The sequence below is a fragment of the Amycolatopsis sp. NPDC003731 genome, from assembly GCF_053586895.1.
Genome location: NZ_JBSFNC010000096.1, coordinates 13,155 through 36,882, shown reverse-complemented (window position 1 = coordinate 36,882; position 23,728 = coordinate 13,155). Strand labels below are relative to the sequence as shown.

Here is a 23,728-nt window from a genome sequence, read left to right as displayed (position 1 = left end):
CGGGAACTGGAGCTGCCTCCGCAGGTTCTCGACGATGTGCTGCTGCTGTCGGAGGGCAATCTGGCGAGGCCGGTCCTGATGGAGGCGCACGGCACCGGCACCCCGCTCGGCGACCCGATCGAAGCCCAGGCGCTGCTGGAGACCTACGGTCGCGGCCGGTCGCCGGAACAACCGCTTTGGTCCACAGCTCCGGGCGCTGCGCCCGCGGGTTCCACTGGCCGTGCTCGTCGCGGAAGCTGAACACACGCTCCTTGGCCCGGGCCTTCTCCTCGTCCCGGCGGGCGCCGCCGAACACGGCGTCGAAGCCGCCCTCGCGGATCGCCCGCAGCAGCGTCACCGTCTGCAGCCGGTTGCGGCTCGCCCGCGGCCCGGTCTCCTCGACGACGCGGCCGGCGTCGATGTCGTCCTGCACGCTCGCGACCTCGAGCCGCAGGCCGAGCGCGGCGACCGTCTCGTCCCGGAACCGGATGACCTCGTCGAAGTTGTGGCCGGTGTCGACGTGCAGCACCGGGAACGGCAGCGGCGCGGGCCAGAACGCCTTCGCGGCCGCGTGCAGCATCACCACCGAGTCCTTGCCGCCGGAGAAGAGCAGGACCGGGCGCTCGAAGGTCGCCGCGACTTCGCGGAAGACGTGCACGGCCTCCGCTTCGAGCGCGGCCAGGTGCGAGAGCTCGTACGAGGTCACGGACACCGGAAAAAAGTAGAACATGTTCTTGTCTTTGGTCAAGCGGTGCGGGACGCTGTGTGCATGGACCTGGGCGTGCTCGAAGAGATCAAGCGGCTGAAGTACCGGTACCTGCGCGGGGTGGACCTGAAGCTCTGGGACGAGGTGGCCGACACCTTCACCGTCGACGCCACGGCCGACTACGGGACCCGCGCGGTCGGGAGTGAGGGCAAGCGGTTCGAGGGCCGCGACGCGATCGTCGAGTTCCTCACCCAGAGCCTCGGCAACGGCATCATCACGGTGCACCACGCAGCTCAGCCCGAGATCGAGGTCGACGGCGACACCGCGACCGGGCGGTGGTCGTTCACCGACAAGGTCATCGTGCCCGACCACAAGGTGATCATCGAAGGCGCCGCGTTCTACGAGGACACCTACCGCCGCGACCACGACGGCGCCTGGCGGATGTCGCACATCGGGTACGTCCGGACCTACGAATCGATGATGTCCTGGGAGGCCATCCCCGGCTACCGCCTGCTCGCGAACCGCTGGGCCGTGCCGGCATGATCGAGAACGAGTTCTCGTTGACCCGGTCGTTCGCCGACGCCATCGTCGAGGCCGAGAAGCTGATCGCCGAAGCCCCGCCGGCGCAGACCGAGCAGGGCCTCCTGGAGGGTTACGACTACCTCGCCGGCAGCATCCGCGCGTCGCTGCAGATGGCCTGGGCCTACCAGCGCGACTTCCCGTACTTCACCGCGTCCACCGGGCCCTACACGAAGATGGGCCTGGACAACCCGGACACGCTGTACTTCAACGCGAACATCCGGGCCGACCGCGAGTACCTGGTCACCGGCGTCCGCGGGACCACCGCCGACCTGAGCTTCCAGGTCCTCAACGGCGACTACTCGCCGGTGGAGGTGCCCGACAGCCTCGCCGCGTTCGACGACCGGAAGATCGAAATCGGCCCGGACGGCCGGTTCGAGCTGCGCTTCGGCCCGGCCCGCGAGAACCCGGGGCCGAACTACTTCGTCCTCGGCGAAGGCTCCTCGATGCTCGTCGTCCGCGAGGTCTACAGCGACTGGGCGACCGAACGCCGCGGCGAGATCCGCATCCGGTGCGTCGACACCGCGGGCCAGGCACCGCCGGTGCCGGACCGGTCCGCGCTGGCCAAGCGCTACGGCGTCACCGGCAAGATCCTGCTGAGCCGGCTCAAGACGTTCCTGGCCTTCCCGAAGTGGTTCTACTACGACCTGCCGGTGAACACGCTGACCGAGCCGCGCTCGACGCCGGGCGGGCTGACCACGCAGTTCTCCTCGGCCGGGCACTACGAGCTCGGCCCGGAAGAGGCGATGATCGTCACCGTGCCGCGCTGCGCGGACGCGCCGTACCAGGGCATCCAGCTCGGCAGCCTCTGGTACGTCTCGCTGGACTACATCAACCACCAGACGAGCCTCACCGCCGACCAGGCTCGCGTCGACCCGGACGGCAAGATCCGGTTCGTGCTCGCCGAGCGCGACCCCGGCCTGGCGAACTGGCTCGAACTCACCGGCCACGACCGCGGGTACCTGCAGATCCGCTGGCAGCGGCTGGCCCGCGACCTCGGCCCGGACGACGGCCCGGTCGTCGAGGTGGTCAAGACCGACGAACTGCCCGACCGCCTGCCGTACCACGTCGACGCGCGGGTGACGCCGGAGCAGTGGGCGGCGCGGATCGCGGCCCGGCAGGACGCCGTCGCCGCCCGGATGCTGGGGTGAGCGTGGAGAACGTGTTGCAGGGCAAGGTGGTCGTCGTCTCGGGGATCGGGCCCGGGCTCGGCCGGTCGATCGCCGTGCGCAGCGCGCGGGCCGGCGCGGACGTCGTGCTCGCCGCGCGCACCGAGTCGCGGCTGAGCGAGGTCGCGAAGGAGGTGACCGACCTCGGCCGCCGGGCGGTCGCGGTCCGCACCGACATCGACGACGCGGACTCCGCGGCGACCCTGGTGAACGAGGCGGTCGAGGCGTTCGGCCGGGTGGACACGGTGGTGCACAACGCGTTCGCCGTCCCGCCGCTGACCGATCTGGCCACTGTGGACTTTGACGCGGTTCGCGCCGGCTTCGAGACCGCGGCGATCTCCGTGCTCCGGCTGACCCGGCTGTTCCTGCCCGCGCTCAAGGAGAGCAAGGGCTCGCTGGTGATGATCAATTCGGCGGTGCTGCGGCACTCGCGGCGGACGTTCGGCGCCTACAAGATGGCGAAGTCGGCGCTGCTGTCGCTGTCCCAGAGCCTCGCCAGCGAGCTGGGCCCGGACGGCGTGCGCGTCAACACCGTGGCGCCCGGGTACATCTGGGGGCCGAACCTCCAGTGGTACTTCGCCTACCTCGCCAAGGAACGCGGCATCACGCCGGAGGACGTCTACGCCGAAACGGCGTCCACAACAGACCTGCGCAAGCTGCCGGAGCCCGACGAGATCGCCGACGCGGTGGTGTTCCTCGCCTCGCCGATGGCGCGCGCGATCACCGGGCAGTGCCTCGACGTCAACGGCGGCGAGTACCACCACTAGGAGGACCCATGCGCCCCGGCCGGGAAGACGTCGGCACCTTCGACGACCTGCACGCCTCGGCGTCGAAGCTCACCGGGCTCGACGACTTCGGAGCGGACGAGTACGCCGAGGGGCTGCGCGTGCTGCTGGAGTCGTACGAGGCCGACGAGGAACTGACACCGTACGGCAACAAGGTGCACCGGGCGATGCTGCGCGGCGCGCTGGTGGCGCGGCTGCTGAGCGAGGCGTCGTGGAAGCAGAACCCGGCGTACGCGGACGTCCGCATCGAGCGGCCGATCTTCGTCACCGGGCTGCCCCGCACGGGCACGACGGCGCTGCACCGGCTGCTCGCCGAGGACCCCGCGCACCAGGGGCTCGAGGTCTGGCTCGCCGAGGTGCCGCAGCCGCGGCCGCCGCGGGAGACGTGGGCGGACAACCCGATCTTCCAGGGGATCCAGGCGGGCTACGAGCGCCACCACGTCGAGCACCCGGAGTTCATGGGTGTCCACCACATGTCCGCCGACCAGGTGGAGGAGTGCTGGCAGCTGCTGCGCCAGTCGATGCGGTCGGTGTCGTTCGAGTGCCTGGCGCACCTCCCGCGGTACTCGCGCTGGCTGGCCAAACAGGACTGGACGGACGCCTACGCCCGGCACCAGCGCAACCTGCGGCTGATCGGGCTGCCGGACGCGGGCAAGCGCTGGGTGCTCAAGAACCCGAGCCACCTGTTCGCCCTGGACGCGCTGATGGCGAACTACCCGGACGCGCTGGTGATCCAGACGCACCGGGCACCGAGCACGATCATGGCGTCGATGTGCAGCCTCGCCGAGAAGGCCGCGGACGGCTGGTCTTCGAAGTTCCGCGGCGAGGTGATCGGCCGCGGGCAGCTGGAACTGTGGGCCCGCGGAGCGGACGAGTTCGGCTGGGCCCGCGCGCGCCACAACCCGGCGCAGTTCTGCGACGTGCGGTACGAGGACTTCGTGGCGAACCCGATCGGCACGGTGTCCACTGTGTACGACCACTTCGGACTGGAATTCACGCCGGAAGCCCGCACGGCCATGACGGCGGTGCACGAGGCGAGCCGGACGGGGGAGCGCAAGCCGGTGCACCGCTACAGCCTGACGGACTTCGGGTTGACGCCCGAGGAGGTCGACGAGCGGTTCGCGAGCTACCTCTCCGCGCACGAGTTCAGCCGGTGATCAGCTCGACGACCTCGGCCGTGGTCGGTCCGGCGGCCATTTCCCCGGCCAGCTCCCGCGCCCGATCCCGGTAGCGCGGATCGTCCAAGACCGCGCGGACGGCTCGCCGCAGCATCCGCGGTGAAGCCTTCGCGCGGGCGTGGCCGATCCCGGCGCCGGACCAGGCGACCCGGGCCGCGACCTCGCGCTTGTCCTCGCTCGCCCCGACCACGACCAGCGGCACCCCGTAGCGCAGCGCGTGGTTGACACCGCCGTACCCGCCGTTGGTGACCACCGCGGCGCAGCGGGGGAGCAGCTCGTCGTACGGCAGGAGGTCGGCCACCCGGACGTTGTCCGGCAGCGGGCCCGGCCGCAGCCGCCCGCCGCAGGTCGTCGCGACGACCAGGACGTCCTCGCCGGCCAGGGCGTCGATGGCCGGCTCGACGAGGCGGCCGAGGTCGTCGTTCGCGATCGTCCCCTGGGTCACGTGCACGATCGGGCGGCCGCCGTCGAGGTCGGCCCACCACGGCGGCAGCGGGTGCTCGCTCGCCGCGCTGACCGTCGTCGGCCCGATGAAGTGCAGGGGTACGCCCGGCCGCGGGTACTCGAAGCCCGGGCAGGTCATCTGCAGGACGCCGTCGCTGCGCAGGGGCCAGTCCGTGAACAGCATGCCCGGGTCGCCGCCGAGGAGGTCTTTCGCCAGCTCCTGCGCAGGCCGCGTCACCCACGGCGCGAGGGTCCTGAGGATCGCGCCGCGCAGCGGGTGCCCGGGCGGGCCGGTCGGAACGGGTGGCATGAACGGCGGGAACCCCAGCGTCAGCACGCGCGGCCGCCGTGCGCGCCGGACCAGGGCCAGCCCGGCCATCATCAGCGGATCGCAGAGCACGACGTCGGCGTCTTGCGCGTCGATGACGCTCAGCTGCGCGGGCATGGCGCGGACGAAGTGGGCCAGCTCGAACCGGGCGAGCTTCGGCCCGCTCAGTCCGGCGCGGCCGGGGATCGTGCCGTCCAGGTCCGTTTCGTCGAAGTCGGCCTCCGCGGGCAGGACGGCGACGGCGGCACCCAGCTCTTCGAACGCCCGCCGGTAGCGCGCCCCGGTGACGACGGTGACCTCGTGCCCGGCCGCGACCAGCGCCTCGACGATCGGCTTGGTCGGCCCGACGTGGCCGCGCGCGGGCTGCACGCCGACGAGTACGCGAGTCATGGCTCCCCCTTTGAGCGATACGCTGTACTATCCAATTGGTGACGATACCCGAAGGCGCCCGGCGCCGGTACGAATCGCCCGTGCGCGAGGAGCGCGCGCGGCGAACCCGGGCCCACGTGGTGGCGACGGCGGGGAAGCTGTTCGCTTCACGCGGCTACGCGGGCACGAGCATGCGGCAGATCGCGGCGGAGGCGGGGGTGAGCCTGGAGACGGTGACGCAGACGGGCCGCAAGCCGCAGCTGCTGCTGGCCGCGTTCCGCGACGGCTTCGCGGGCGACCCGGACGCGATGAACCTGGACGCCCTCGCGGGCCCGGCCGGCCCGGCGGACCTGCCGTCGGTGGTGGCCCGGGTGGCGGCGGGACTGCGCGGCTCGTTGCCGATCTGGCGCGCGTTCACGACGGCGGCCGCGGCGGACGCCGAGGTGGCGGCGGTCCGCGCGGAGCTGGCGGTGGCGCGCCGCGCGGAGATCGCCGAGCGGCTGGTGGCGGCGGGTCTGGCGGGAGGCGGATCGATCGGCCGCCTGGCGGACGCGATCGGGCTGCTCATGTCCCACGAGGCGTACGACCACCTGACCGCGGTGTGCGGCTGGGCGCACGAGGAGTACGTGACCTGGGCGGCGCTGGCCGTCCCGGCGCAGCTGACGCTCGATTGGCCGTGAGAAGTGATCCCGGGTTTCCGTAGGTTGACTCGTTGCGGGAGGTTCTTCGTGGGGTGGTGGGGGCTTGACTGGGGGAACGTGCCCAGCTGGTTTTCCGCGGGCTCGTTCATGGCCGCCGGCTACGTGATCATCAGGGATCGGCGGCAGAAACGGCGGCAGCAGATCGACTGCCTCGGTATCTGGGGTGAGTTCGACCTCTGTCAAGAGGAGGATGCGGTCAACTTCGGATTCATAGTCCCTCGTATTCACCTCAAAAACGCCAGTGATCTCCCGGTCTACGTTGAATCTGTCGAATACGAGGCCGTATACAGCTGGTCGCAGTTGGCCCATTCGGGCTACTATTTCAGCCCATTCGACGGAGGGGTGGGAGGCTTCGCGGGGCGCATCCGGGATGTCGTCGTACCGCCTGGTCGGGAAGTCGTGAGCTATGGGGTCGACAGGCGGCCGATCGGCGATCCGCAGTGGATTCATGGCGATGCCGGCGTGACGTCGCGGGCACCGGGAAGCAAGATGATCATCCTCGAGGTGGTCGTCGTCGACAATGCGCAGCGGCGTTGGAAGCTGGTGCCGGACGCCGACCGAGCCGGTCTCGCCTCGACTCGGGTTCCCCCTGCAGGCGGACTGTCCGCTCGAACATTGAAAGGGAGACTCGGTAAAATTGCAGGTAGGCGCCGGGGAAAAAATCGCGAAGGGTATTGACCCCTCGTGAAAGGAAACGAAGTGCCCGGCCCGTTCGGGACGCTACCCGGCGGCGGCCTGTAACCCCCGGGTTCCGATGCCCCGCAGCACTTCCACCCGCTCCGCGCCCGGGCGGCTCAGCACCCAGCTCGACCCCGGCACCGCCTTCGCGCGCTTCTTCAACGGCGCCAGCAGCCGCGAAACCTCCTGGTACGAACCGATCGCCCCGCTCGCGCACACCAGCGTCGCCAGCGAGACCGTCACCGGCAGGCCCTCCGCCGTCCACGCCCGGTCCAGCAGCGCCCTCGCCACCGTCGCGATCTCGTCGACGTCGCAGACCACCAGGAAGTCGTCGCCGCCCACGTGGCTCACGCGCATGCGCCGCAGGCCGCCGGCCAGTTCCGTCAGCGCCGCGCCCAGCTCGCGGATCAGGTTGTCGCCCGCCGCGAAGCCGGCCGTGTCGTTGATCGCCTTGAAGCCGTCGATGTCCAGCCAGGCCGCCACGAACGGCTCGCCGATCGTGATGCGGCGGGCGACGTCGCGGGCGATCGTGTCGCTGCCCGGCAACCGGGTCAGCGGGTTCAGCGCCGCCGCCGCTTCGACCTTCGCCTCGGCCACGCCGCGGACCACCTCGGTCACCAGCACCACGCCGAGGCAGCGGCCGAGCTCGTCGACCACGACCACGTCGTCGCCGGTGCGGCCCCAGTCGGCGTCGGTGACCAGCTCGAGGAACTCCATCGCGCCCGCGCGGGCCTCGATCGTGTGCGGCGTGTCCGCGAGCCGGGCCGCCGGGCGCTTCGCGTGCAGCGCGTGGCCGTACGGCCCCGTGACCGCCACCAGGAACCGCGTCCGGTCGACCGACCAGCGCGGCCGGTTCAGCTCGTCCACCCCGATCACCCCGGACGGCGCGTCCGCCGCCGCGAGCACCGCGCGGACTTCGTCGCAGGTCGCGGTTTCCGGCAGCGTCGTCGCCGGGCGGAGGAAGTCGCCGACGCACGGCGCCGGCGCCCCGGTCGTGGGACGGCCGCGCGTGAGCAGGGCCGGCGCGGGACCGGCCGCGGTCGGCGGCGCGAGCAGGTGCCCCTGCGCGATCCGGACGCCCAGGGCGCGGACGGCGTCGAGCTGCTCGCCGGTCTCCACGCCGGTGGCGACCAGCCGGGTGCCGGTGCGGTTCGTGTAGTGCAGCAGCGCCTCGGCCACGGCGACCGACGCCTGGTCGTCCGGGAGCCCGCGCAGCACGGTCCGGTCGAGCTTCACCAGGTCGATCGGCGCCTCGACCAGCAGGCCGAGCGGCAGGTCGCCGCGGCCGAGCCCGTCGAGCGCGAGCCGGAAGCCGAGCTCGGTGAGCTCCCGCATCCCGGCGAGGGCCCGGCCGGCGGGCAGCGGCGCGAACGGCGGGCCGATCTCCAGGACGACGTCGCGGGTGCGGCGGCCGGCGTCGCCGAGCTCCTCGAGGAGGTCGTCGTACATCGACGGCGGCGCGGCCAGGGTGCGCGCCGAAAGGTTGAGGTGCAGGGGGAGCGACGTCGGGTGCTCCGCGTCCTGCCGGACGGCGGCGACCGCGAGCCCGATGTCGGCTTCGGCGAGGCGGCCGTCGCGGCGCGCCTGCGCGAGCAGTTCCGGGACGGTTCCGCCGCCGGGCCTGGCCAGCGCTTCGTGCGCCACGACGCCTCCCGTGTGGAGGCTGTACAGCGGCTGGAAGGCGAAGCGGACCGCGCGTGGCGACTTCACGGCCCCGATCGTCGCGGGTCACGCGGCGAAGCGGAACCGATGTCGGCTGATGTTCACCGTGGGTTACCCACATCGGCGTAACTGCTTCAGTGTTGACTTATATAAGTCGGTTCTTGTAGCTTGGCGGGGTGCACGCGTTCGACGTCCTCGGCGACCCGGTCCGCCGCCGGATCCTCGAGCTGCTGGCCGACGGCGAGCGGGCCGCCGGCGCGGTGACCGAGGTGATCCGGGCCGAGTTCGGCATCTCGCAGCCGGCCGTGTCGCAGCACCTGAAGGTGTTGCGCGAGAACGGGTTCGCCGTCGTCCGCCAGGACGGCACGAGGCGGCTGTACGCGGTCGGCCACGCGCCGCTGCGGGACATCGACGGCTGGCTCGACCGGTTCCGCCGGTACTGGACGCCGCCGCTGGACGCGCTGGCCACCGAAATCGCCCGCGGCAAGCGTGCCCGGCGCCTCACCGAAGGAGAAGGTTCGTGATCGACGTCAACCACCAGATCAGCGCCGTCCGCCGGACGCTCGGCGACCGGGTGCTCGAGGGGAAGGAGGCCCGCGTCCTCACGATCAGCCAGGTCTACGACACCGACCTCGCCGACCTGTGGGACGCCTGCACGAACCCCGAGCGCATCCCCCGCTGGTTCCTGCCGGTCAGCGGCGAGCTGAAGGTCGGCGGGAAGTACCAGCTGGAGGGCAACGCCGGCGGCACGGTCGAGCGTTGCGACCCGCCGAAGAGCTTCGCCGCGACGTGGGAGTTCGGCGGCAACGTCAGCTGGATCGAGGTCCGCCTGACGCCGGAGGGCGAGGGGACGCGGTTCGAGCTGGAGCACGTGGCGCACGTCGACGAGCGCTGGGACGAGTTCGGCCCGGGCGCGGTCGGCATCGGCTGGGACGGGGCGCTGGTCGGCCTGGTCCTGCACCTGCGCGCACCGGGCACGGCCGTCGACCCCGAGGCGGCGATGGCCTGGATGATGTCGGCCGACGGCATCCGGTTCATGACGGCGTCGAACGAGGCGTGGTACGAGGCCGACGTCGCGGCGGGCGCGGACCCGGCCCAGGCCCGGGCGGCGGCCGACCGCACGCTGAAGGCGTACACGACCCCGCCGGAGTCCTGACCCGGCGTGTCGTCCCCTCAATCACGCGTGTCGACCCTCCAATCACGCGTGTCGACCCTTCGATCACCGGAGCCGGCTTTCCGATCACGGGGGTGGACTTCCTCAGCCCGCGAGGGTAGGGGCGGCCAGCGCGATCGGAGCGCCGTCAGCCGTGATCAGAGGGTCGACACGCGTGATTCGGAGGTCGACACGCGTGATTGGAGGGTCGACACGGGGGTGGCTCGGCCGCCGTTCGGGGGAACCTGGCGGATAAGGTCGGGCGCATGGATCAGGAGACCGACCCGCGGGCCGCGCGGCGCGATCCCGTGGCGAACGTCGGCGGGTTCACCGACCTGGCGACCAGCCCGTTCCGGATCGACCGCGACCGGATCGCCGCGTCGCCGTTCTTCGCGCGGCTCGGCGGTGTCACGCAGGTCGTCAGCGCCGGCGGGGCCGGGCTGCTGCACAACCGGCTGACCCACAGCCTCAAGGTCGCGCAGGTGGCTCGCGCGATCGCCGAGCGGATCACCGGCGGGCCCGACGCCGGCCTCGCCGAAAAGCTGGGCGGCTGCGACCCTGACGTCGCCGAGGCCGCCGCGCTCGCCCACGACCTCGGGCACCCGCCGTTCGGGCACCTCGGGGAGCAGACGCTCGACCGGATCGCCCGCCACCGCTTCGGCCTCGCCGACGGCTTCGAGGGCAACGCGCAGACGTTCCGGATCATCACCACCACCGACGTGCGCGGGCCGTCGGCGATCGGACTGGACCTGACCGCCGCCGTGCGGGCCGCCGTCCTCAAGTACCCGTGGCTGCGGCTGCATCACCCCGCGCCGCACCCGTCGGAGCTGGCCGTGCCGCCGCGCGGGGCGGCCGAACCGGGCGACCTGCCGGGCACCGGCGCGGCCAAGTTCTCCGCCTACGCCACCGAACTCGACGACTTCGAGCAGGCGCGCGCGGCCTTCGCGGGCCGCGTCGAAGGCTGGCAGCAGACCGTCGAAGCGTCCGTGATGGACACCGCCGACGACATTGCCTACGCCATCCACGACCTGCAGGACTTCCACCGCATCGGCGTCCTCCAGCACGCGCCGGTCGCCGCGGAGCTGGGGGAGTGGCTCGAGCACGCGGCCGAACTGGCGTCGCTCGACGACGAGACGCTGCACGCGGACCTGCGCCGCCCGGGCCGGTCGCTGGAGCGCCTCCGCCGCCGCATGCACGCCAAGGACGCCTGGATCGTCGACGACGACGCGTTCGCCGCCGCGGTCGCGCGGGTGCGCGCGGAGCTGGTCGACGGGCTGCTGGCCGGCGAGTTCGACGGCTCGATCGAAGCCGAGCAGGCCACGGCGGCGTTCTCCGCGAACTGGACGGCCCGCCTGGTCGACGGCGTCTACCTGCTGGCCTCGCCGTCGACCCGCACCGGGCACGTGTCGCTGCGGCCCGCCCAGTGGCACGAGGTGCAGGTGCTCAAGTTCGTGCACCGCCGGTTCGTGCTGCTGCGCCCGGACCTCGCGCTGCACCAGCGCGGCCAGGCGGGGGTGGTGACGAGCCTGGTCGACGCGCTCGACGCCTGGCTCCTCGACCGCGACGAGGTGTCCCGCCTGCCGCGCCGGCTGCACGACCTGGTCGAGCTGGCCCGCGCGGAGTACGCCGGGCTGGCGCGTTCGGCGCCGGAGCTGCTGGTGGGCGCGACGGGCGAGCCGGTGACGGGGGCGGACGCGGTGCGCGGCCTGGCGCGCGGCCGGGCGGTGGTCGACTTCGTGGCGTCGCTGTCGGACAAGCAGGCGGTGACGCTGCTGGACGCGCTCTCCGGGCGGGCCGCGCAGCCGTGGTCGGATTCGTTCGTGCTCTGAGGGAGCCGTAACGAACTTTCCCGGCCGCCTCGGCGGTTGCACGGTGCGGCGTGTTGCTTGTGGACGTCCCGACCGGACGTCCCACTCCGTGATCACCCTTGCGGACCGCGGTGGGACGATCATTTGTCCGGCGCGTGTCCGGTGACCGGTTCACCGCTGCGCTGAACGGCCTACGTCGTCCGGCCCATTCGGGAAATTATCCGTCCTTTGTCACTCGAACGGCTGATGTTTACGGAGAACTCCCGGTACTTAGCTGGGTTCAGCCGGTGATCACCGGCGTCGGTCAGCGTGAGTCGGGGCACGCGCCTTGGAGATTCGGAGGGCGCCCGTGCGTCGTACCCGTTCCACGAGATCGAGATCCACTGTGTTCACCGCCGGAGCCGCGGCCCTGTTCGCCGCGCTCGGCCTGGTTTCCCCGCCCGTCGCGGGGGCCGCACCCGCGTCCGGTCCGGACGCGTTCAGCGAAACCGCTCAGCAACAGATCGCCGCCCTGCAGGCGGTCAAGGCGGGCCGCACCGCCGCCGAGTCCAAAGTGGACAGCAAGCTGCTCGTCGCCGGAAAGGGCGTGGGGAAGCAGCTGAACGCACTGCAGTCTGGGGCCACCGTTTCCGCGGCCGGGACCGTCCTGGTCGACATCCGCGCGAGCAAGGTCTCGCCGGACCTCCTCGCCGGGCTGACCAAGGCCGGGGCGGGCATCCGCGCGGTGTCCGACCGCTACGGCAGCGTCCGCGCCGAAGTCCCGCTGGCCAAGGTCGGCGAGATCGCCGCGCGCGACGACGTCAAGCGCGTCGAGCAGGCCGACCAGGCGATGACCGCCCGGGAGCTCGCCACGCCGGCGACGTCCGGCAAGTCCGACACCAAGACCGAAACCAAGCAGCAGAAGGCCGATCGCATCGCCGGCGAGCTGCAGAAAGCCGTGGCCGCCAAGAGCCAGCGCAGTGCCGCCGCGGCCGCGCCGCTGGTCAGCGAAGGCGACCGCGCCCACAACGCCGACCTCGCCCGCCAGCAGTTCGGCGTCACCGGCGTCGGCGTCAAGGCGTGCGCCCTGTCCGACGGCGTCGACTCCCTGGCCGCTTCGCAGGCCAAGGGCGAACTGCCGGACGTCGACGTCATCGCCGGCCAGGAGGGCGACGGCGACGAGGGCACCGCGATGCTCGAGATCATCCACGACCTCGCGCCCCGCGCCGCGCTCGGCTTCGCCTCGGCGTTCAACTCCGACGCCAGCTTCGCGGACAACATCCGCAAGCTGCGCTTCGAGTCGCACTGCGACGTCATCGTCGACGACGTCATCTACTTCAAGGAATCGCCGTTCCAGGACTGGATCATCGCCCAGGCCGTGAACGACGTGACCGCCGACGGCGCGCTGTACTTCTCCTCCGCCGGCAACGAAGGCAACGTCGCCAGCGGCACCGCCGCGCACTGGGAAGGCGACTTCGTCGACTCCGGCAAGTCGGTCGGCAAGTTCGCCGGCACCGCGCACAACTTCGCCGGCGCGGCGGGCACCCAGATCTACGAGCCGATCTCGAACGCGTCCTCGGCCGGCGTGCCGGTGACGCTGCACTGGTCGGACCCGCTCGGCGCGTCCGCGAACGACTACGACCTCTACCTGCTCAACTCCGCGGGCGCGGTCGTCAGCTTCAGCCAGGACGTCCAGACCGGCACCCAGGATCCGTACGAGCGCGTCACGACACCGGCCTTCGGCGGGACCGGGCTGCGCCTGGCCATCGTGAAGTTCTCGGGCCAGAACCGCTACCTGTCGCTTTCGGCGCTGCGCGGCCGGTTCTCCGACTCGGCCGACGGGCTCAAGGCCTACAACACCCCGGGCGTGACGGTCGGCCACTCGGCCGCGCGGGACGCCTTCAGCGTCGCGGCCGCCCCGGCGGCCAAGGCGTTCGGCCGGGCACTGGAACCGGGCGACCCGGCCAACCCGGCGGGCCCGTACCCGGGCGCGTTCAGCGGGGCCACCAAGGCCGAGCGGTTCACCTCCGACGGCCCGCGCCGCGTGTTCTACGAGGCGAACGGCACGCCGATCACCCCGGGCAACGTGTCCTCGACCGGTGGTGAGGTCCGCAACAAGCCGGAGATCACCGCGGCCGACGGCGTCACCACCAGCGTGACCGGGTTCAACCCGTTCTTCGGCACCTCGGCCGCCGCCCCGCACGCGGCCGCCATCGCCGCGCTCGTGCTGTCCGGCAACCCCGGCCTGCCGCCCGCGGAGGTCCGGGAGGCGCTGATCAACACCGCGATCGACATCGAAACCCCGGGCCGCGACAACTTCACCGGGGCCGGCGTCATCCTCGCGGACAAGGTGCTGGCCTACACCGGTGCCAGCCCGCAGCCGCTCGCGGTGGCCAAGCAGCCGACGGTCACCCCGGCCGACGGCGGCTCGGCGCTCGACCCGGGTGACACCGCCAAGGTGACGCTGCCGGTGACCAACGACGGAGACGGCACCGCGGTGTCCACCAGCGTCGTGCTCACCAGCCCGACCCCGGGTGTCACGGTGGCGCCGCGGTCGAAGTCCTACGGCACCATCAGCCCGGGACAGACCGGCGTCAACGACTTCACCATCACCGTCCCGGCGAGTCAGCAGCTCGGCGTGCCGGTGGTGCTGAACGCCCGCGTCACCTTCGCGGGGGCGCACTCGCCGACGACGACGTCGTTCTCGCTCCCGGTCGGCACCCCGTCGCCGGTCGCGCAGGACTTCGCCTACACCGGCGCGCCGGTGGACATCCCGGACAACAGCCCGGTCGGCGCGTCGGTGAGCATCCCGGTCACCGGGGTCGGCCGCGCCTCCAAGGTGACGTTCTCCGTGGACGGCACCACGTGCAGCACCGACCCGACCTCGACCGCGGTGGGGCTGAACCACTCGTACGTCGGTGACCTGGTCGGCACGCTGACCGCGCCCTCGGGGGTGAAGGCCACCGTGTTCCAGCGCAACGGCGGCTCGGGCAAGAACCTGTGCAAGGTCGTCTTCGCCGACAGCGCGGCGGCCGCGTTCAGCACGGTGACCTCGGCCAACGCGCCGTTCACCGGCTCGTGGCGGCCGACGCAGGCCCTGACCGGCAACCTCGCCGGCGCGGCCGCCGACGGCACGTGGACGTTCGCGGTGGTCGACGCGGCCGGCGGCGACGCCGGTTCGATCCGCTCGGTCGCCCTGCACATCAACGGGTTCGTGCAGCCCCCGGCGGCCGGCGCGCCGTCGAACGTCCGGGGCGTGACCAACAACGGCCCGGTGCACCCGCTGTAAGCAGCACCCGGTGCGGGGCCGTCGCGACGATCGCGGCGGCCCCGTACCGTTTCCGGGGTGAAGGCACGGGAAGCGGCGGGTGGCGGGCGCACGGTCGAGGTGCCACCCGAGCGTCTGGACGGCTTCTTCGCCCGGTTCGCCGAGCGGCACGGCGGGCTCACCGCCACCGAGGCCGGGCCGTTCGAGGTCCGCCTGACCGCGGCCGACGGCGCCACGGCGACCGCGGCCGTCCCGTTCGGGCCGCTCGAAGGCGGTTCGCTGGCCGCCCACGCCGCGGTGCCGCGGCGGATCGCGCTCCTGCTGGTGCGGCTGGGCGGCCACAGCGTCGGGATCGTCCGCGACGGCCGGGTCGAGGTCTCCCGCACCGACCGGCACCTCGTGCACGGCCGCTCCGCCGCGGGCGGCTGGTCCCAGCAGCGCTTCGCCCGGCGTCGCGCGGGGCAGGCCCGGCACGCCCTCCAGGACGCGGCGAAGGATGCCTTCGAGGTGCTGGTCCCGCGGTTGTCCGAAGTGGACGCCGTGGTGCTCGGCGGCGACCGGCGGGCCCTCGACGAGCTGCGGGAAGACCGCCGGCTGGCCCCGCTGTTCGCCCGCGCCGAGCCCCGCGTGCTGGACGTCGGGGAGCCCAGCCGGGCGGTCCTCGAAGAAGCTGCGGTGCGAGCACTGTCCGTGCTGATCACGCTGCACGACGGGTGAGCCTGCGCACGTCCGGGGAAAAGCGCTCGACGCTGCCCCGTACACTGGGCTTCGTGGATATCCAGCTGGAGTGACGCCGCGGCCCGAGCGGCCGCCTGACGCTGTCCTCCGTACGCCCCTTTTCCACGGGAGTTCCCCTTGATCACGGCCACCGGCCTTGAGCTGCGCGCGGGTTCGCGCATCCTGCTCAACGGCGTCACCCTCCGCATCCAGCCCGGCGACCGCATCGGTCTCGTCGGCCGCAACGGCGCGGGCAAGACCACCTCGCTGAAGGTCCTCGCCGGCGAGGGTGAGCCGCACGCCGGCGACGTCCGCCGCACCGGCGAGCTCGGCTACCTGCCGCAGGACCCGCGCGAAGGCGATCTTTCGGTCACGGCGAAGGACCGCGTGCTCTCCGCACGTGGTCTGGACAAGCTGATGCGCGACATGGAGAAGGCGCAGGCCTCGATGGCCGAGCTCGTCGACGACGCCGCGCGCGACAAGGCCATCAACCGCTACGCCCGGCTCGAAGAGCGCTTCGCCTCCCTCGGCGGGTACGCCGCGGAAAGCGAAGCCGCGCGGATCTGCTCCAACCTGGGCCTCGCCGACCGCGTCCTCGCGCAGACGCTGCAGACGCTCTCCGGTGGTCAGCGCCGCCGCGTCGAGCTGGCGCGGATCCTGTTCGCCGCGGCCGAAGCCGGCGCCGGGGGCAAGTCCGAGACGATCCTGCTGCTCGACGAGCCGACCAACCACCTGGACGCCGACTCCATCAACTGGCTGCGCGGCTTCCTCAAGCAGCACGACGGCGGCCTGGTCGTGATCAGCCACGACGTCGAGCTGCTGGCCGACGTGGTCAACAAGGTCTGGTTCCTCGACGCCACCCGCGGCGAGCTGGACCTGTACAACATGGGCTGGCAGCGCTACCTCGACGCGCGCGCCACCGACGAGAAGCGCCGCCGCCGTGAGCGCGCCAACGCCGAGAAGAAGGCGTCGGCGCTGCAGCAGCAGGCCGCGAAGCTCGGCGCGAAGGCGACGAAGGCGGTGGCGGCCAAGAACATGGCGCGCCGCGCGGAGCAGATGCTGTCCTCCCTCGAGGACACCCGCCAGGCCGACAAGGTCGCCCGGATCAAGTTCCCGGAGCCCGCGCCCTGCGGCCGCACCCCGCTCACCGCGGAGGGCCTCTCGAAGTCCTACGGCTCGCTGGAAATCTTCACCGGCGTCGATCTCGCCATCGACCGCGGTTCGAAGGTTGTCGTACTCGGGCTGAACGGCGCGGGAAAGACGACTTTGCTCCGGCTGCTCGGCGGAATGGAAACCCAGGACACCGGATCCGTCGTTCCGGGTCACGGATTGCGTTTGGGCTATTACGCACAGGAGCACGAAACTCTTGATCATGACGCGTCGGTGTGGGAAAACATCCGACATCTCGCTCCGGACACCGGAGCGCAGGAGTTGCGGAACCTGCTCGGCTCGTTCCTCTTCACCGGCGAACAACTCGACCAGCCGGCCGGCACGCTTTCCGGCGGCGAGAAGACCCGGCTTGCGCTGGCGGGCCTGGTCTCCAGTGCTGCCAACGTGTTGCTGCTCGACGAGCCGACGAACAACCTCGATCCGGCCAGCCGGGCCCAGGTCCTGGACGCCTTGCGCAGCTTCGCCGGTGCCGTCGTCCTGGTGACGCACGACCCGGGGGCGGTCGAGGCGCTGGAGCCCGAGCGGGTCATCCTGCTCCCCGACGGAACCGAGGACCACTGGTCGGCGGACTACCTCGAACTCGTCCAGCTTGCCTGAGCCTGCGTCCATTCGGGTGCAAGATCACTCGCCGTAGAGCACTGGAATGGCCCAATGTGATCGCAATTTCGGCTGTTTCGCGTCTGTCGTCTGGCATTCCGGCGCTCAGTGTTCGATCATTGCCCCGGCAGGGGCCGATATGTGGCCCAGAACACTCTCGGCGGGAAGGCGATCGACGTGGCTGATCTCAAGAAAGGCGCGCGGATCACCGGCAACACGCGCGACAAGCTGGCCGCTGACCTGAAGAAGAAATACGAGAAGGGCTCGAGCATCCGGGCACTGGCGGAGTCGACGGGGCGGTCCTACGGGTTCGTCCACCGGGTGCTGTCGGAGTCGGGCGTCCAGCTGCGGGGGCGCGGCGGGGCCACCAGGGTCAAGAAGAAGTAGTCGCGGACTGCTGCGCGGGGGGCGCAGCGGGAACTTCGGCCACGCGGAAGGCCAGGTGGGCCCCGAGCAGGACCAGCGGGTACACCAGGTAGCCGTACCGGGTGGCCGGGGTGAGCAGGATCAACGCGCCGAGTCCGACGGCGATGCGCATCAGTGCGGCGGAGCCGTTCGCGGGGGGCCGGCGCACCAGCCAGACGACCATCGCCACGGCCGCGGCGCCGACGAGCACGAACGCCGCCACCTGCCCGACCGGGCCGGTCTCGGCGATCAGGTGGCCCGGCAGCGGGCTGGCCGCGGGCGATCGCACGGCGCCCATCCCGAGCGGGAACCGGAAGACGTGCTCGACGAACGCCGCCGGATCGACCAGGTACACCGGCAGGTGCAGGGCGGCCGTCGTCGCCACCAGCGCCGCCGCGAACCGGCCCAGTGCCGCCCAGTCGAGCCCGTTCCCGCGACGGACCAGCACGAGTACGGCGAGCACCGCCGCGGCGGGCGCGACGATGAGCTTCGCGCTGACGACCAGCGCCAGCACCAGGCCCGACCAGGCGACCCGCCCGGTGGCCGCGAGCGCGCAGCTGAGCACCAGCAGGCCCACGATGGCCAGGTCCGGCCCGGCCACGGCCCAGGTGAGCGCGGTGAGCGGGCAGGCCAGCGCGAGCTGTGCGGCGCCGACCGGCACCTTCGGCCACTTCAGCAGCTTCAGCGTGCCCAGCACACACGCACCGGCGGCCAGCGCGAACATCCAGCGGGCGTCGGTGAGCGCGTTCGTCAGCGGTGTGCCGCCGAACAGCGCCCGCGGCAGGCCGAAGACCGCCATCACCGGGCCGTAGGGTGTGTAATCGTTTACCTCGGGGGCCCGGCCGAGCGCGCCGACGTCGACGTACGGGGTCCCGTGGTGCAGCAGCAGATCCGCGGACCGCTCGATCACCCAGACCTCGGGCTGCGCGGCCCACGAGAACGGCGTGATCAGCCAGTCCACCCCGGTCAGGCGGCGAATCACCAGAAGCGCCAACGGGAGGATCATCGCCAACAGCGCGACGGCGACGATGCCGCACCAGCGTGAACCGAGTACGCCACGCGGCGTACGCCCGCTTCGTGCCGACAGCAGCAGGTACCCGCTGTGCACCGCGCCGAAGCCGTACGCCACGGTCGCGAAATTGCCCCAGACGCGATAGCCGTAGAACTCCGACACCAGCGCGGTCGGCAGCGCGAAAGCCAGGCAGGCCAGGTAGAACCCCAGATCCCAGCGCAGGGGCGCGGCCTCTCCGGTGCGCGGCGGCGCCGTGAAGAGCCGGGCCGCGCGCCGCCATGCGGGCGCCTGGCCCACCTCCGTTTCCACGTCGCCAGGCTACCGAGGGCTCGCCGCCCGGTTCAGCCGACGTCTCGCAGGCGGGGGAGCAGCTTCGCGGCCGCTTCGGACGTCGCGACGACGTCTTCGCGGCCGGCGGGCATCAGCACCAGTTCGGTGAAGCCCGCGTCGGTGTAGCTCTGCGTCAGACGCAGCGCGCTGTCCGCATCGGACGGCAGCCGGAACTGGACGGCCCGGCGGATCGACGCCGGATCCCGGCCCACCGCCGCGCAGTGCTCGTCCAGGACGCGCGAAAGCCGTTGCAGCTCGGCGGTTTCCGTCCCGGGCAGGGCCGCGTTGAGCCAGACGTCGGCGTGTTCGGCGACGACCCGCAGGCCGCGTTTTTCGCCGCTGCTGCCCAGCCACAGCGGGGGTTTCGGCCGTTGCACCGGTTTCGGGTCGCTGATCGCGCCGGTGAGCGTGTAGTGACGGCCGCGGAAGGTGGTTTCCGGCCGGGTCCACAGCAGACCGAGGATTTCGCAGGTCTCGGCCAGCCGTTCGACGCGTTCGACCGGTGCCGGCGTCGGCGTGCCCATCATCGCGTCGGTCAGGACGTCGCCGCCCGCGCCGAGGCCGACGTCGAGCCGGCCGCCGGACAGATGGTCGACGGTCGCGGCGATCTTGGCGAACGTGCCCGGGTGCCGGTTGGTGTTGCCGGACACCAGGCAGCCGATCCGCACCCGCTTCGTCGCCTCGGCCATCGCGGCCAGCAGGCTCCAGCCGTCGAAGACGTCGCCGGTGCGGTCGGGGCCCATCGGCGCGAGGTGGTCGAACACCCAGCAGCCGTCGAAGCCGGCGTCGTCGGCGATCGCCCAGATCTCGCGGAGGGCGGCGATGCCGAGGTGCTGCTGCGGGGGCTTGAGCCCGATGGTGGTCATGGGGAGCTCCTGATCGTCAGTCAAGCAAATCATCAGTCAAGCTGACGATCAGCGTAGGTGTAGAGTCTGTGCGTGTCCAGTGCGCCCCTCGTCGTCACCCAGCGGCTCGGTTACCTGCTCAAGCACGCCCAGCTGCGGCTCGCCGAGCTGGCCGAGCCGCTGTACGCGCCGCTCGGCGTCACCGGGCGGCAGCTCGCGCTGCTCACGCTCTTCGGGGACGGGCCGGCGCAGTCGCAGCAGGACGGCGCGGCCCGGCTCGGCGTGGACCGGACGACGATGGTCGCGCTCGTCGACGAGCTGGAGGCCAAGGGCCTGGTCCGGCGCGAGGTCGCGCCGGGGGACCGGCGCAAGCGCCTCGTGCTGCTCACACCCGAGGGGGAGCGGGTTCGCGAGGCGGGCGTGGAGGTCACGCGGCAGGCGGAGGCGCTCCTGCTGGAGCCGCTCTCCGCCGAGGATGCCGAGCGGCTGCGCGCCGCCCTGCACCGGGTTGTTCGCGCCGAGTGAACGACCTCGGGAAGCAAACGGGCAACGGGGGCGTTGTCCAGGTCATATCCGGCAAAAACCTCGGCTTATCTAGAGGTTTCTGATCCTGGGGGTTTCCCGTGGACAACATGTGGGGGCTGTGGAGCTCGGCGATGCGCGCCGGCGACGCGCCGAAGGCGCTCACCCGCGGCACGCTGAAACGCGTGGCGCGCTTCGCCCGGCCGCACTGGCGGCGGCTGCTGGCTTTCCTCGTGCTCACCGTGGTTTCGGCGGTGCTCGCCGTGTCGACGCCGGTGCTGGCGGGCAAGGTGGTCGACGCGATCGTCGGCGGCCACGACGTCGCCGTCGTGGTCTGGCTCGCCGTGGTGATCGCCGTGCTGGCGATCGCCGACGCCGGGTTCGGCCTGATCGAGCGGTGGCAGTCCGCGCGCATCGGCGAGGGCATCATTTACGACCTGCGGCGCGCGGTCTTCGAGCACGTGCAGCGCATGCCGATCGCGTTCTTCACGCGCACCCGCACCGGCGCGCTGGTCTCGCGGCTCAACAACGACGTCATCGGCGCGCAGCGGACGTTCACCGCGACGCTGTCCGGGCTGGTCACCAACGTCATCCAGCTGGCGCTGTCGCTGGCCGTCATGCTGACGCTGTCCTGGCAGGTCACCCTGATCGCGCTGGTGCTGCTGCCGATCTTCGTCATCCCCGCGCGCCGGCTCGGCCGCCGGATGGCCGGGCTGCAGCGGGAAGCCGCGAACCTCAACGCCGGGATGACCACGCAGATGACCGAACGGTTCTCCGCGCCGGGCGCGACGCTGGTGAAGCTGTTCGGCCGTCCGGTGCAGGAGGCGGACGACTTCGGCGTGCGCGCCGGGCGCGTCCGGGACATCGGCGTCCGGACGGCGATGCTGACCCGCTGGTTCATGACCAGCCTGACCCTGGTGTCGGCGCTGGCGCAGGCGCTCGTCTACGGCCTCGGCGGGTACCTGGCGCTGACCGGGGCGCTGGCCCCCGGCACCGTCGTCGCGCTGGCCCTGCTGCTGACCCGGCTCTACGCGCCGCTGACCGCGCTGGCCAACGTGCGCGTCGACGTCATGACGGCGCTCGTGTCGTTCGAGCGGGTCTTCGAGGTCCTCGACCTGGAGCCGATGATCAAGGAGAAGCCGGGCGCGCGGGCGCTGGCTCCGGCGGGCGGGGTTGCGGTCGAGTTCGCCGACGTCCGCTTCGGCTACCCGGCGGCGGACAAGTACTCGCTGGCGTCGCTGGAGGACGTCGCCACGCTCGACCACCGCGGCGGCGAAGAGGTGCTGCACGGGATCTCGTTCCGGGCCGAGCCGGGGCAGATGGTCGCGCTGGTCGGGTCGTCGGGGGCGGGGAAGTCGACGATCGCGTCGCTGCTGCCGCGGCTCTACGACGTCGACTCCGGCTCGGTCCGGCTGTCCGATGTGGACGTCCGGGAACTGACTTTCGCTTCGCTGCGGGAAACCGTCGGCGTCGTGACCCAGGACGGGCACCTCTTCCACGACACGATCCGCGCCAACCTGGCGTACGCGCGTCCCGGCGTCACCGACGACGAGATCTGGGAAGCCCTGGAGCGGGCCCGGCTCGGCGAGCTGGTCCATTCCCTGCCGGACGGCCTCGACACGACGGTCGGCGAGCGCGGCTACCGCCTCTCCGGCGGCGAGCGCCAGCGGCTGACGATCGCGCGTCTCCTGCTGGCCCAGCCCAAGGTCGTCATCCTCGACGAGGCGACCGCCCACCTGGACTCCGAGTCCGAGGCGGCGGTCGGCGAGGCCCTGACCCACGCCCTCGCGGGCCGCACGGCCCTGGTCATCGCCCACCGCCTCTCGACGGTCCGCGCGGCCGACCAGATCCTCGTCCTCGAGCACGGCGAGATCGTCGAGCGCGGAACCCACGACGAACTCCTCGCCGCCGGCGGCCGCTACGCCACCCTCCACGCAACCCAGTTCGCCGACGAGGAACCCGCCATCGCGTGATTGAAGGGTCATCACGCGTGATTGGAGGGTCAGCTCACGTGATTGGAGGGTCGACACGGTGCAAGTGCCGTGTCGACCCTTCAATCACGCGTGTCGACCTCTGGATCACGCGTGTCGACTCTCCACGCACGTGTAGAGGGCGGTGACCAGGGCCATTTTGCGGGGGTCGTCGCGGATGAGGGGGCCGAGCTGGTTGAGGGTGTAGCCGAAGGCGATGCCGTTTTCCGGGTCGGCTCCGCCGGTGGAGCCGCCGAGGCCGTCGTGGCCGAAGGCGGTGGGGTTGGGGCCGAAGCCGCGGGCGTCGCTGCCGAGGTAGAAGCCCAGGCCCCACTCGTTCGGGAGGCCGAGGATCGCGTCGATCTCCTTGCCCTGGCTTTCCCGGGCCCGGGCCAGCGCGGCCGGGGACAGGAGGGTGCCGTCGGCGATGGCCGCGTAGATCGTGGCGATCGCGCGGGCCGTGCCGTGGCCGTTCAACGCCGGCATGACCGCCTGCCGCCAGGCCGGGTCGTTGGCGTCGTGGCCCTGGACGCGCGGGTTCATCAGCGCGGCCTGCGCGACCGGGCCCGCCGCCGCGAACGCCGTGGCCAGCGCGTTCGCCATCTCCTCGGTCAGCACGGGATCGACCAGGGTCGCGCAGCGGTCGAGGTCGGCCGCGGACGCGAGGCCGATCGAGAAGTCCGCGCCCAGCGGCCCGGCCACCTGCTCGGCGAAGAACTCGCGGATGCCCTGCCCGGCGACCCGCTGCACGACCTCGCCGACGAGCCAGCCGTAGGCCAGCGCGTGGTAGCCGCCCGCGGACCCGGGCTCGGTCAACGGTTCCTGGGCCGCGTACAGCGACGTCATCAGGTCCCAGTCGTAGAGCTCCTCGATCGCCACCGACCGGTCCAGCCCGATCCCGGGCACGCCGGAGCGGTGCGACAGCAGCCACCGCACCGGGATGTCCGACTTCCCGGCCGCGGCGAACTCCGGCCAGTACTTCGCGACCGGCGCGTCGACGTCGAGCTCGCCCGCGTCGGCGAGCCGGTGCGCGCACAGCGCCGTCATGCCCTTGGTCGTCGACCAGACGTTGGCCAGGGTGTCCGGCTGCCACGGCCGGTCACGCGCCGGACCGGACCACCCGCCCCACAGGTCCACCACGACCTCGCCGTCGCGGACGGCGGTGAAGGCGGCCCCCAGCTCGCCGCGGGAGCGGAAGTTCTCCTCGAAGGCCTTGCGCACCGGTTCGAAGCCGGGTGCGCACTCGCCGTGCACCGTCGCCGTGGCACTGTCCATCGGACCTCCTCCGGGGGCGACCGGTCCACACCGACCAGTCGGTATGTCGACGCTAGAACCGCCGGGCACGCGGAGTCAAGACGTGCCCGGCCGGTGCTT

The 23,728-nt window shown here is 71.9% G+C and carries 21 protein-coding genes and 1 pseudogene; 16 read left to right on the top strand and 6 right to left on the bottom strand.

Features of this window, described 5'->3' with window-relative positions; translation table 11 throughout:
• Nucleotides 1-78: 78 nt before the first annotated feature.
• The gene (locus tag ACWDN5_RS31635; RefSeq protein ID WP_449678847.1) at nucleotides 79-240 is read left to right on the top strand and encodes a hypothetical protein; all 162 of its coding nucleotides are present in this window, start codon (nucleotides 79-81) and stop codon (nucleotides 238-240) included.
• Here the strand turns inward: ACWDN5_RS31635 and cysD are convergent.
• Nucleotides 182-709, bottom strand: a pseudogene (gene cysD, locus ACWDN5_RS31630) (sulfate adenylyltransferase subunit CysD); the annotation flags it as partial. The gene ACWDN5_RS31635 and the pseudogene cysD overlap by 59 nt on opposite strands.
• Before the next feature lie 39 nt (nucleotides 710-748).
• Here cysD and ACWDN5_RS31625 point away from each other — a divergent pair.
• From ACWDN5_RS31625 to ACWDN5_RS31610, 4 genes are read left to right on the top strand one after another with little or no spacing between them, the layout of a single operon-like run.
• Nucleotides 749-1,228 carry a nuclear transport factor 2 family protein gene (locus tag ACWDN5_RS31625; protein WP_449678846.1) on the top strand — a complete coding sequence of 160 codons (480 nt, stop codon included), beginning with the start codon at nucleotides 749-751 and terminating at the stop codon, nucleotides 1,226-1,228.
• Nucleotides 1,225-2,415 carry a hypothetical protein gene (locus tag ACWDN5_RS31620; protein WP_449678845.1) on the top strand — a complete coding sequence of 397 codons (1,191 nt, stop codon included), beginning with the start codon at nucleotides 1,225-1,227 and terminating at the stop codon, nucleotides 2,413-2,415. Before ACWDN5_RS31625 ends, ACWDN5_RS31620 begins: the two co-directional genes overlap by 4 nt.
• Complete coding sequence (locus tag ACWDN5_RS31615; RefSeq protein ID WP_449678844.1) at nucleotides 2,412-3,200, top strand: SDR family oxidoreductase; 789 nt, start codon at nucleotides 2,412-2,414, stop codon at nucleotides 3,198-3,200. Before ACWDN5_RS31620 ends, ACWDN5_RS31615 begins: the two co-directional genes overlap by 4 nt.
• 8 nt (nucleotides 3,201-3,208) lie before the next feature.
• Nucleotides 3,209-4,375, top strand: coding sequence for a sulfotransferase family protein (locus tag ACWDN5_RS31610; RefSeq protein ID WP_449678843.1), 1,167 nt, complete (start codon nucleotides 3,209-3,211; stop codon nucleotides 4,373-4,375).
• Here the strand turns inward: ACWDN5_RS31610 and ACWDN5_RS31605 are convergent.
• Nucleotides 4,365-5,558, bottom strand: a complete 1,194-nt coding sequence (locus ACWDN5_RS31605; protein WP_449678842.1) for a glycosyltransferase — start codon at nucleotides 5,556-5,558, stop codon at nucleotides 4,365-4,367. The genes ACWDN5_RS31610 and ACWDN5_RS31605 overlap by 11 nt on opposite strands.
• 38 nt (nucleotides 5,559-5,596) lie before the next feature.
• On the opposite strand from ACWDN5_RS31605, the gene ACWDN5_RS31600 reads away from it, so the two are divergent.
• Both ACWDN5_RS31600 and ACWDN5_RS31595 read left to right on the top strand, forming a co-directional pair.
• On the top strand, nucleotides 5,597-6,217 hold the full coding sequence (locus ACWDN5_RS31600) for a TetR/AcrR family transcriptional regulator (RefSeq protein ID WP_449678841.1): 621 nt from the start codon (nucleotides 5,597-5,599) through the stop codon (nucleotides 6,215-6,217).
• A 78-nt stretch (nucleotides 6,218-6,295) separates the two neighbouring features.
• Nucleotides 6,296-6,916 (top strand): hypothetical protein, encoded by a 621-nt coding sequence (locus tag ACWDN5_RS31595; protein ID WP_310975207.1) that lies wholly within the window; start codon nucleotides 6,296-6,298, stop codon nucleotides 6,914-6,916.
• A 42-nt stretch (nucleotides 6,917-6,958) separates the two neighbouring features.
• On the opposite strand, the gene ACWDN5_RS31590 is transcribed toward ACWDN5_RS31595, so the two are convergent.
• Nucleotides 6,959-8,626, bottom strand: coding sequence for an EAL domain-containing protein (locus ACWDN5_RS31590; protein WP_449678840.1), 1,668 nt, complete (start codon nucleotides 8,624-8,626; stop codon nucleotides 6,959-6,961).
• A 128-nt stretch (nucleotides 8,627-8,754) separates the two neighbouring features.
• Here ACWDN5_RS31590 and ACWDN5_RS31585 point away from each other — a divergent pair, with 128 nt between their 5' ends.
• The 7 genes from ACWDN5_RS31585 (at nucleotide 8,755) to ACWDN5_RS31555 (ending at nucleotide 17,657) form a co-directional block, all read left to right on the top strand.
• A complete protein-coding gene (locus ACWDN5_RS31585) occupies nucleotides 8,755-9,102 on the top strand; it encodes an ArsR/SmtB family transcription factor (protein ID WP_003071258.1) in 348 nt (115 codons plus the stop codon).
• Complete coding sequence (locus ACWDN5_RS31580; RefSeq protein ID WP_310975211.1) at nucleotides 9,099-9,734, top strand: SRPBCC family protein; 636 nt, start codon at nucleotides 9,099-9,101, stop codon at nucleotides 9,732-9,734. The genes ACWDN5_RS31585 and ACWDN5_RS31580 overlap by 4 nt, the downstream gene beginning before the upstream one ends.
• 263 nt (nucleotides 9,735-9,997) lie before the next feature.
• Nucleotides 9,998-11,560 carry a deoxyguanosinetriphosphate triphosphohydrolase family protein gene (locus tag ACWDN5_RS31575; protein ID WP_310977093.1) on the top strand — a complete coding sequence of 521 codons (1,563 nt, stop codon included), beginning with the start codon at nucleotides 9,998-10,000 and terminating at the stop codon, nucleotides 11,558-11,560.
• Between the two features lie 364 nt (nucleotides 11,561-11,924).
• A complete protein-coding gene (locus ACWDN5_RS31570; protein WP_449678839.1) occupies nucleotides 11,925-14,807 on the top strand; it encodes a S8 family serine peptidase in 2,883 nt (960 codons plus the stop codon).
• A 57-nt stretch (nucleotides 14,808-14,864) separates the two neighbouring features.
• Entirely contained in the window at nucleotides 14,865-15,503 is a 639-nt protein-coding gene (locus ACWDN5_RS31565; protein ID WP_449678838.1) for an acVLRF1 family peptidyl-tRNA hydrolase, read from the top strand.
• Nucleotides 15,504-15,641: 138 nt separating this feature from the next.
• Nucleotides 15,642-17,270 carry an ABC-F family ATP-binding cassette domain-containing protein gene (locus tag ACWDN5_RS31560; RefSeq protein WP_310977090.1) on the top strand — a complete coding sequence of 543 codons (1,629 nt, stop codon included), beginning with the start codon at nucleotides 15,642-15,644 and terminating at the stop codon, nucleotides 17,268-17,270.
• A 177-nt stretch (nucleotides 17,271-17,447) separates the two neighbouring features.
• Nucleotides 17,448-17,657, top strand: coding sequence for a helix-turn-helix domain-containing protein (locus ACWDN5_RS31555; protein WP_003071237.1), 210 nt, complete (start codon nucleotides 17,448-17,450; stop codon nucleotides 17,655-17,657).
• Here the strand turns inward: ACWDN5_RS31555 and ACWDN5_RS31550 are convergent.
• Nucleotides 17,644-18,996, bottom strand: coding sequence for a glycosyltransferase 87 family protein (locus tag ACWDN5_RS31550; protein ID WP_449678837.1), 1,353 nt, complete (start codon nucleotides 18,994-18,996; stop codon nucleotides 17,644-17,646). The two genes, ACWDN5_RS31555 and ACWDN5_RS31550, sit on opposite strands and share 14 nt — an antisense overlap.
• 32 nt (nucleotides 18,997-19,028) lie before the next feature.
• A complete protein-coding gene (locus ACWDN5_RS31545; protein WP_449678836.1) occupies nucleotides 19,029-19,883 on the bottom strand; it encodes an LLM class flavin-dependent oxidoreductase in 855 nt (284 codons plus the stop codon).
• Nucleotides 19,884-19,955: 72 nt separating this feature from the next.
• Between ACWDN5_RS31545 and ACWDN5_RS31540 the strand changes: the two genes are divergently transcribed.
• Entirely contained in the window at nucleotides 19,956-20,387 is a 432-nt protein-coding gene (locus ACWDN5_RS31540) for a MarR family winged helix-turn-helix transcriptional regulator (RefSeq protein ID WP_310977087.1), read from the top strand.
• 98 nt (nucleotides 20,388-20,485) lie between these two features.
• Nucleotides 20,486-22,357, top strand: coding sequence for an ABC transporter ATP-binding protein (locus ACWDN5_RS31535; RefSeq protein WP_449678835.1), 1,872 nt, complete (start codon nucleotides 20,486-20,488; stop codon nucleotides 22,355-22,357).
• Between the two features lie 105 nt (nucleotides 22,358-22,462).
• On the opposite strand, the gene ACWDN5_RS31530 is transcribed toward ACWDN5_RS31535, so the two are convergent.
• Nucleotides 22,463-23,629 (bottom strand): serine hydrolase domain-containing protein, encoded by a 1,167-nt coding sequence (locus ACWDN5_RS31530; RefSeq protein ID WP_449678834.1) that lies wholly within the window; start codon nucleotides 23,627-23,629, stop codon nucleotides 22,463-22,465.
• Nucleotides 23,630-23,728: the final 99 nt, after the last annotated feature.